1 protein-coding gene is annotated in these 3144 nt (G+C 34.3%); it reads right to left on the bottom strand.

Features of this window, described 5'->3' with window-relative positions:
• Positions 1 to 259: 259 nt before the first annotated feature.
• The gene (locus AB4135_RS19215) at positions 260 to 2875 is read right to left on the bottom strand and encodes a hypothetical protein (protein ID WP_371995047.1); all 2616 of its coding nucleotides are present in this window, start codon (positions 2873 to 2875) and stop codon (positions 260 to 262) included.
• Positions 2876 to 3144: the final 269 nt, after the last annotated feature.

Raw genomic sequence — 3144 nt, 5'->3', positions numbered from 1 at the left:
CGCCGTGAATATATCCCTATAGGCTCTACTAAATCATCCATGATTTAGAAGCTTGCACAGCCCGCTGCAGATGAAAAGTTAGCATGTAGTCGTTAACTCGTTTTTGGACAGAAATGCGTTAGGGCAGAGACTCTAAAAGTGATTGCTGGGATTAGGAAATGTAGGCTAATTAAATTATGCTTACACTGAACCACATATCGATATCTGAAATTAGATTTTAGTAATGTGCGGCTAGAAATAAACTAGCCGCACATTCATGCTAAGCAGCTATTTGATTTGGTTTTTTATAGTTTAAAATCTCTGATTCCAAAATAACTAATAGGTCAATAAGCTCTTTAGCTTGAACCTCATCGAACTCTTCATCTCTATCTTCTTCGTGTGTTCCTTTGTTCAAAAGCTGCCAATTTTCTTTATGTCTAGTACTATTAGCTTGAATTTTTGCCAAGATATCTTTAATTGGCTTATATGTATCTATACCTGGTGTTTTTTCAAAACTTTTCAATGATTTAATTAGTCCTGAAATTATCCCGTATAGGTCAGGGTGTGCATTAGGACTACGTAGCTGTACAGAAACGCTTGAGTCAAGGTTTTGCTTACCAATATGCTTCCACAACAGGTTAGCTAACCCTTCTAGGCTTCTTCTGCTTTCCATTAGAGAATCTTTAATTTTTCCATCAAATAATGCAGTTTCAGCCTTTACTAAATACTGTCGAAAATCATCAGAACTAACTAATATTGTACGATGCGCGATGTTCCGTTTAAAATCATATCGGTTGAGTTTTGATTTTACTAATTTTGAAGGAATTAGGTTCTCCAAACGTTTCAAAAAGTCCTCACCATGAGTCGTTATCACATATTGTTTTTCTAATAGCTTAGGATAGTTAAAAATTGCATCCAATACTCCAGAACGGTGTTCATCATCAATAGCATTTACGACATCATCGAACACTATAATATTGTGTTTATCATGTATATTTTTAGCTAAAAGTATAGATAATCCAAGACATCGCAGGTGCCCTTCGCTAAGAATTCTTAAAGCGTCGTCTTTACTGCCATCATTAAATTCAATTTCAATTTTCTCATTGGCATTCTTTGGTAAGGATAATGATACTAATACTTCATGGTCATAAGGATGCTTGTTTATCAAGTTATATAATTCTAATACAGTATTACTCAGTGATTGCGAGAGAACCGACGGTAGCTCCAAGTTATATAGTTTAAGTTTCCTAACAAAACTTGCGTAGTCGGTTATGAACTGCTGATTTTTTTCTAACTGTTGTTGTTCTAGTTTTAATGGTCCAACTAAGGTAAAAATAGCCGCTTTAGTTTGTTCTACCTCTTTGTCTATTATCTTTAAATCCGAATGATTTTTTCGAAACAAAGCAGTTAGTTGGTTGGTTTCTGCTAAATCATCGTGTAGTACTTTAAGTTCTCTTTGTAAATTATCAATTTCAGCCATCAAAGGGGCGTTCTTGCTATTTTCTAGCTCTAAACCTTGCCTTTTTGCTATAGTAGCTTCATATGCATTAGACAAGCTAATACTAGCGTTCAAAAAACAACTTCCTTCACTTGTTTGGTGAAGTGTCGAATCAATTAATGAAGTTAAACCAATGCCTTTTAACCCTTGGTTACAAGATGTCGAATAGTTCTCAATGTTTCTTTGAAGTTCGCTTTGAGACTTCTGTTTTCTCGCTAACTCTTTGAGTAATAAGAGTTGCTCTTTAGACTTTTGGAAAGGATTAGACTTGACGTCAATTAAAGGAGTATCACATGCTGGGCAAGAATTATTCGAAATATCTTCAAGCCTTTCTATGGCTTGTATTGATTCATATAGATTTATAAAAACAACTTGAGATGAACTTGCATTTATCTCCTTAGTTAACCTTTCATACGCAACAAGAAAATCAGCTATAGATGATAAATCCTTCAACAAAGTATCAAGTGGTGTTAAATTTTTTAGTTTGATATTCTTGTACTTATAAAATTCATCTTGCTTTTTCTTAATTAAACCATTCTCAGGGCTTAGGTAAGTTATTAATTCAGAAGCAAGTTTGCAGTTAGGGTAACGCATTAATAAAATTGTTTTATTTTCATTTAGCCCGTTCTGTTCACCGATTTTAATCTTTTTGTTGCTACCTAATGCTTCAAGTCTAAGTGCTAGTTCCTTATTTTTATCATATACAGGACTCTTGGCATCTATATAATTTGAAATGCTATCACTAAAGCCATTACAGAAGTTAGTAAACCTCTCCAAACCAAATAACATTGATAATCTTTGTTGCTGAGCCCCAGCGGTATATGAAGAAACTCTTGCAAAGCCCTCAATTCTATTACGTTCAATAAACATAAAGTCATTTTCAGTCTGAGCATTTGCTAAGGGAGCTACCTCTCCTTGTGTATCTTCGACTTTCAGTAAAACAGAGGAGTTACTGGAGTACATGTTCTTAATGTATTTTTTGACCGTAAAATTTTTGCTCTCCGCCTCACTAATTTTCCCTGTTAATGAAAGCTCAAGAGCCTCACAGAAACTTGACTTCCCTGAGCCATTTGGGCCATATAAAAAATTGTACTTTTTCGATAAATCAAACGTTTCTTTACCAGTAAATCCGCGAAAGCCTTCAATTTCTATAGATGATAATTTTACTAATCTGGAACTATCGTCAATAACTGTTAGAGGCTCTTTTACCGCGGGGACAAACGTGTTTGAAGTATATATAGAAGACACATATCTAGCTCTTGAGCCAGCAGCCGTCCCTTTTTTTTCAATTTCAGAAAAGTTGTTTAGCACTAAAGATGCGAACTTTAATTCACCATCATTTAACCCTTCGTGTGAACTTGAAACAAAGTTTTTGAAATGAAACATACTAGAATTCATTTTATACAACCTTAAACCAATAGACTTGGCGCATTGTAACTAGTTACACAATCGCTAACCACAAAAACCTTTTAAAACATAGGCTTTAACTCTATTGATGTTAAACGGATCAAGTTTGAAACTTAGGCGATTCTACCTAGTAATACACAATGGGAGATAACATAAGATATCTAGAAGATGGATAAGATTTTATAAGTCAAACTGCCATTTATAGGATATGAATAAGCCTTTACTCTAAATGATAAAGGGGCAAAACCTAGTTACGAAAC

It is taken from the genome of Shewanella sp. 10N.286.54.B9 (assembly GCF_041468565.1).
Lineage (GTDB): Bacteria > Pseudomonadota > Gammaproteobacteria > Enterobacterales > Shewanellaceae > Shewanella.
Note: the sequence above shows the minus strand (reverse complement) of the source record. Positions and strands in the feature narration are given on the sequence as shown.